This window comes from Halomonas colorata, from assembly GCF_014897985.1.
Taxonomy (GTDB): domain Bacteria; phylum Pseudomonadota; class Gammaproteobacteria; order Pseudomonadales; family Halomonadaceae; genus Vreelandella; species Vreelandella colorata.
Window position 1 is genome coordinate 23,684 of sequence record NZ_JABUZA010000052.1, and the last position, 6,293, is coordinate 29,976.

A 6,293-nucleotide genomic window follows, 5' to 3' on the forward strand; every position below is an offset into this window, starting at 1 on the left:
CTGACTTTTGCATCGAGCGGGCGTGTCACTTTTTTCCGGGCGGTGTTGCGACATCGACCGCGCAGAATCAACTATCAGGATGTTAATCATGGCTAACTATTTCAATACCTTGCCGTTACGCGAACAGCTTGCTCAGCTTGCAAAATGTCGTTTCATGTACAGCTCTGAATTTGCTGATGGGGTCGACGCGCTGAAAGGCAAAAAAATGGTCGTGATCGGCTGTGGCGCGCAAGGTCTCAACCAGGGCTTGAACCTGCGTGACAGCGGCTTGGACGTTTCCTACGCGCTACGTCCTGAAGCCATTGCGCAAAAGCGTCAATCCTGGAAAAACGCCTCTGAAAATGGTTTCGTGGTAGGTACCTATGAAGAGCTGATCCCGACGGCGGATGTCGTGTTGAATCTGACGCCGGATAAGCAGCACACAGCGGTAGTGAACGCCGTTATGCCGCTGATGAAAGAAGGCGCTTGCCTGTCCTACTCTCACGGTTTCAACATCGTGGAAGAGGGCATGAAGGTTCGTGATGACCTGACCGTCATCATGGTAGCGCCCAAGTGCCCGGGTTCTGAGGTTCGCGCCGAATACGTGCGTGGTTTCGGCGTTCCCACCTTGATCGCCGTACACGAAGCCAACGACCCCAAAGGCGAAGGGCTTGCCCTGGCGAAAGCTTACGCTGTGGGCACCGGCGGCCACAAGGCTGGCGTATTGATGTCTTCCTTCATCGCGGAAGTTAAGTCCGACCTGATGGGCGAACAGACGATTCTTTGTGGCATGCTGCAAACCGGTTCTATTCTCTGCTTCGACAAGATGATCGAAGAGGGTATCGAGCCGGGTTACGCCTCCAAGCTGATCCAGTACGGCTGGGAAAACATCACCGAGGCGCTTAAGTACGGTGGCGTGACCAACATGCTGGACCGTCTTTCCAACCCGGCCAAGATCAAGGCGTTCGACCTGGCCGAAGAGTTGAAAGACATCATGCGTCCGCTCTACAACAAGCACCAGGACGACATCATGAGTGGCCACTTCTCGCACACCATGATGGAAGACTGGGCCAACGACGACGCCAACCTGCACAAATGGCGTGAAGAAACCGCGGAAACCAACTTCGAGAAGACGCCTGCTGGCGACGTTGAAATTTCCGAGCAGGAGTACTTCGATAACGGCATTCTGATGGTGGCTATGGTGAAGGCGGGCGTTGAGCTTGCGTTCGAAACCATGACCGCGGCGGGCATTATCGCCGAGTCTGCCTACTACGAATCGCTGCACGAAACGCCGCTGATCGCCAACACCATCGCGCGCAAGAAACTCTACGAGATGAACGCGACGATTTCCGATACCGCGGAATACGGCTGCTACCTGTACAACCACGCCTGCGTGCCGCTCTTGGCGGACTTCATGAAGGACATCAAGTCCGATGTCATCGGTAAAGGCTTGAATGTGGGCGACAACGGCGTGGACAACGCGCGGCTGATCGAAGTCAACGATGCGCTTCGCGCACACCCCGTGGAAGCCGTCGGCGCTGTGCTGCGTGGCCACATGGCCGATATGAAGAAGATCGTTTAATTCACGGATTGAGCGTTAGCTAGTCTCAGGAAAGCCGAGCTATCCCACACGATACGCTCGGCTTTTTCGTCTCTCCTTTTTCAACCTGCAAGGAGCACGTGCATGGTGCCCTCGACCCGTCTGGCGAGTATTCAGTTAAACAGTGCGACGATCAGTTTCGAGGATCGCTTCACCCTGAGCGAGATTGACTGGACCATCGAACCCGACCAGCACTGGGTGATCACCGGCGCTAACGGCTCCGGCAAGTCGGCGCTGGCGGCGGCGCTGGCAGGTATAGGTAAGCTTGAAGCGGGCACCGTCGAAGGGCTACCCGAGCGCGTCGGGCTGGTCTCTTTCGAAGCGCAGGCTGAGCTTATCGCCGCCGAGCTTAAAAAGGACGATGCCGATATCATGGATGTGATATCGCTCGGCACGCCGGTCAGGGAAATGATTTTTGAGTACTGCCGGGACGCCGAGCTTGCCAATGATCTGGTCGAAAAATTCGGGATCACTAAACTGCTTGATCGTGCTTTTCGCAAGCTTTCCACGGGCGAAACCCGCAAGGTCATGCTGATTCGCGCACTGGCCAACCAGCCGGACCTGCTGATTCTGGACGAGCCGTTCGATGGCCTGGACGTCGACACGCTCGCCATGCTTCAGGCGCACCTCGCCGCTATCGTCGACCACGTCCCCATGGTACTGGTGCTCAACCGCTTCGACGAAATGCCGGATTTCATTACCCACGTGGCTTACCTGGATAAGGATCGTCCTGACCCGGTCAAGGGCAGTAAAAAGCGCAGAGAAGGAGGCCGCCTAGCGTTCACGGTAGACCGACAGGACGAAGCCGCCTTCAACGAGCTTTACCAGCTGCTGCATTTGAAGACCACTGACCTGCGCGTGCCCGAAGCCGACCCTGCAAGCCGGCTGCCCGTGCTCGACCCGAGCCAGCCGCTGGTGAAGCTTACCCAGGCGACGATCCGCTACGGCGATACCCTGATTGTCGATAGGCTCGACTGGACGATCGAGCGCGGCCAGCACTGGCAGCTGAGCGGCCCGAACGGCAGTGGCAAGACCTGCGTGCTGTCCCTGATCACGGGAGATCATCCGCAGTGCTACACCAACGATATTTTCGTGTTTGGATTTCAGCGCGGTAATGGCGAAAGTATCTGGCAGATCAAGCAGTTCATCGGCTACGTCTCCACGGCCCTGCAGTGGGAGTATCGCGTCAGCACCAGTTGCAGAAACGTGATCATTTCGGGCTTCTTCGACAGTATCGGCGTGTACACCAAGTCCACCGACCATCAGAAGAAGATTGCCGATCAGTGGCTCGCGCTACTGGGTATGCAGGCGCGCGCCGACCAGCCGTTCAACAAGCTCTCCTACGGCGACCAGCGGCTCTTGCTGATCGCCCGCGCCATGGTCAAGCACCCGCCGCTTCTGATACTCGACGAGCCGTGCCTGGGCCTTGACGACATGAACCGCCAGCTCGTGCTCGCGCTGATCGAGAAAATCTGTGAAGGTAACGAAACCACGGTGCTCTACGTCAATCACCACACCGAAGACCGGATAAAGGAGATAGACAACCATTTGACGCTTGATAAAAACCACTAGACTACGGCTTTTTCGTAGCCGCTTGTGCACTAAAAAAGCGCCATCGGCACTCAGCCGGTGGCGCTTTCAAATCGTCTGAACGGTCAGTTAAAGCTCCCTTATCTCAACTTGCCTTCTGCTCGGTAAAGGTGGGCGCTGCCTTAAACTGTCGTATCAAGCCAAAGTAAAACGCGCCTCCTAGTCCTGCGCCAATTAGCCAACCGTAGCCATCCAGGCTTGAGAGGGCGGGTACTAATACCGTAGAAAGCGAGAACAGTGCAGCGGCGCCAAAGGCGATCAGGGCGCGGCTATTCCAGCCGTTCACATAGTAATACGCGCTGCTGGGGGCTGAGGAAAAGAGCTCCTGCATATTTAAGTGCTGACGCTTAATCAGATAGTAATCCACCACAATAATGCCGTAGAACGGTGCAACGATAGCGCCCAGGGCGTTCACAAAGCCGGGTACGCCAATCTGACTAATCACCGAGACCCACAGCGCACCCACAAAGAAGGCGATAACGGCAGTAATTAGGCCGCCTGTCTTAAAGCTGATTTTGCTGGGAAATAGATTCGCCAGATCATAAGCGGGCGGAATAAAGTTAGCGACTAGATTAATCCCCACGGTAGCGGCAAAGAAGGTAAGAGCGGCGATAATGGTCAGCGGTAGCGAATCCACGCGCTCAACAATATCGGCGGGGTTAGTTAGCGCCTCGCCAAACAGTACCAGGGTACCTGCGGTGATAATGAGAGCGATAAATGAGAAAAACGCCACGTTAAGCGGCAGCCCAAGCAGGTTGCCCAGCTTCATTTGGCGTTCGGTTTTTACAAAGCGTGTGAAGTCGCCAAAGTTGATAACCACTGCCGCAAAGTAGGCCACCATGGTGCCTACAATGGCAAGAAATGCCCCCACGGTGCTAACGTCTTGCTCACCGCTGCCGCTAAAGATAGTACCAATCGCGGGTAACAGTTCATCTCCCGCCTGGTACCAAACAATACCCATCAGCACTAGCATTACCACGTAAACCAACGGACCTGCTAAGTTCAAAAAATGCTTAATACGGTCAATACCTTGCAGAAAAATCGCAATTTGAAAAAGCCATACGATTACAAAGGATATCCACGCAACACCTGAAAGACCCAGAAAGGTCGCGCCGCTGCCCGCACCGATAAAAGCAGTGATTAGCAGGGCGACTGCCGTCGATGCGAAATAGGTCTGCACGCCGTACCAAAAAATACCCACAATCGCGCGTAGCATGGCGGGTAGGTTGGCGCCGCGTACGCCCATGCTGGCACGCACCATGACCGGAAAGGGAATGCCGTACTTTACGCTTGGTTTGCCCGTTAGATTTACCAAAAACATTACGATTACGCCGGCAAGAATAATCGCTGTCATCACTGCCCAGCCGTTCAAGCCATAGGTGAGGAACAACGATGCCGCCAGGGTGTAGCCAAACAGGCTCTGAATATCGTTGGACCACACATTAAAGATTTCAAACGCGCCCCAGTTACGCTGCTGTGGTTTTAAAGGGGCCAGGTCTTCGTTATAAAGCGTTGGGTCGATCTGCTTTATATCGAGGTCGCTGTTAGACGGTTGCTCATGCATGACAGACTCTCTTTGCATTAGTCGCTAGCACGGCTACACGTGTGTAGCCGTTGCTTGGAAGAAGTTATTGTGTAAAACGCTGGCAAGGAGCCCAGTGCTTCATTAACAGGTAATAGGTCACCCCGGCTGGAATTAAGCTTGCATACCATGAAACCGTTGAGAACGAGAGCGCTGCGACGATACCTACCGCCGTAGCGATAAGCGCCGCTTTGTTAACCCCTTGATAAGGACCGGTAGGATCGTAGAGTTTGCTTATATCCAGAGTGCGGCGGCGGATGATGTAGTAATCGACCACTAAAATGGCAAAGATGGGGCCAAGAAATGCCGAGTAGGTTTGCACAAACATCTGCAAACCAGCCGCCGATCCGGGCTGAACCAACTTCCAGGGGAAGGTGGCAAAGGCGAGTAAACCCACGATCACGGTGGCAATCGGAAATTTAATCTTGAACACGTCCATGAGCACGTAAGTGGGCGGCACCACATTATTAAGTACGTTGGTGGTAACCTGAGCAAAGGCAATAAACAGCAGGGTGATCATTAAAAGCGGGGTGTTATCGACCGCGTTGGCAAACACCTGAATGGGGTCTGCCGTGCCGGTCGCCTCTGATACCATATAGCCAATCAGGCCCATAAACAGCGTGCAGGGTAGAATCGACATCGCATAAATAGTGGTAAGCAGACCTTTTCCGGTGCCTTTTTTGTGCTCGCGAGAGTAGTCGCTAACGTTAAGCATCATGGTGCTATAGATGCCTAAAAACAGCATGGTGGCACTCCAGAACGGCATGCCCCATGAGCCTTCCATGGTGAAGAGGCTGGTAGATAGCTCATCGCCATAGCGCTGCACCGTGGCGTAGAACATGTACATCAGCGAGCCCAAGATAAACGCGCTGCCGATATTCTCCAGCCACTTAATACCCTGAAAGCCCATGACGGAAAGGCCAATTTGCAGGAACTGGAAGGTAATAAAGTAAAACACCAGATTATCAAAGCCGAACAGGGTGGCCGACACCATGTTGAGTGCCCCCGCACCAATCCAACTTTGAAAGCCGTACCACACCACGGCAGGTAGTGCGCGAACCAGGCCGGGGATGCGAGTTCCGGTAAACCCAAAGGCGCTGCGCGCTTGCACCATAAACGGAATGCCGTACTTGTAGCCCGCTGCGCCGTTGATCGCGAGCGCAATGCCAATCACAAAACAGCCAATCGCAATGGCAAGTGTTGCCTGCAACAGGTTTAACGTACCCACCACGCTTGACCCCATGGCGAAGGTGCCAATGGATACGCAGCCGCCAAACCACGCTAGAAAATAGGAACCTCGTCCCATAATCCGGGTGTGTTGTGGAGCCAGGCTCTCAGCCCCTAAACTTTTCGTGCCTAACGCTGCGTTCGCAGCGGATGGTTCCTCTGACGCTAGAGCAGATGTTGAAATGCTCATGATGTCGTCCTCGCAAGATTGTAAGCGCGCCACTAACCACATCTAGTCAAGCATTTCTCAGGTAGGTAAGGTTTCTTTCCAGTGCCAGGGCAACAGTGCACTGAGATCGTCTTCGTTCAGCGTCG

4 protein-coding genes are annotated in these 6,293 nt (G+C 54.4%); 2 read left to right on the forward strand and 2 right to left on the reverse strand.

Annotated elements, in window-relative coordinates; genetic code table 11:
- Nucleotides 1–88 precede the first annotated feature (88 nt).
- Complete coding sequence (gene ilvC, locus INT33_RS18620; RefSeq protein WP_193092690.1) at nucleotides 89–1,561, forward strand: ketol-acid reductoisomerase; 1,473 nt, start codon at nucleotides 89–91, stop codon at nucleotides 1,559–1,561.
- Nucleotides 1,562–1,663: 102 nt separating this feature from the next.
- Nucleotides 1,664–3,151 (forward strand): molybdate ABC transporter ATP-binding protein ModF, encoded by a 1,488-nt coding sequence (modF, locus tag INT33_RS18625; protein ID WP_193092691.1) that lies wholly within the window; start codon nucleotides 1,664–1,666, stop codon nucleotides 3,149–3,151.
- Between the two features lie 103 nt (nucleotides 3,152–3,254).
- On the opposite strand, the gene INT33_RS18630 is transcribed toward modF, so the two are convergent.
- Nucleotides 3,255–4,733: an NCS1 family nucleobase:cation symporter-1 gene (locus tag INT33_RS18630; protein ID WP_193092692.1), complete on the reverse strand. Its 1,479-nt coding sequence runs from the start codon at nucleotides 4,731–4,733 to the stop codon at nucleotides 3,255–3,257.
- Nucleotides 4,734–4,797: 64 nt separating this feature from the next.
- Nucleotides 4,798–6,168, reverse strand: a complete 1,371-nt coding sequence (locus INT33_RS18635) for an NCS1 family transporter (RefSeq protein ID WP_192537798.1) — start codon at nucleotides 6,166–6,168, stop codon at nucleotides 4,798–4,800.
- Between the last annotated feature and the right edge of the window lie 125 nt (nucleotides 6,169–6,293).

Coding starts and splice junctions, on each gene's coding strand:
- INT33_RS18630 (WP_193092692.1), bottom strand. CDS start 4,733: ATGCATGAGCAACCGTCTAACAGCGACCTCGATATAAAGCAGATCGAC.
- INT33_RS18635 (WP_192537798.1), bottom strand. CDS start 6,168: ATGAGCATTTCAACATCTGCTCTAGCGTCAGAGGAACCATCCGCTGCG.
- modF (WP_193092691.1), top strand. CDS start 1,664: ATGGTGCCCTCGACCCGTCTGGCGAGTATTCAGTTAAACAGTGCGACG.
- ilvC (WP_193092690.1), top strand. CDS start 89: ATGGCTAACTATTTCAATACCTTGCCGTTACGCGAACAGCTTGCTCAG.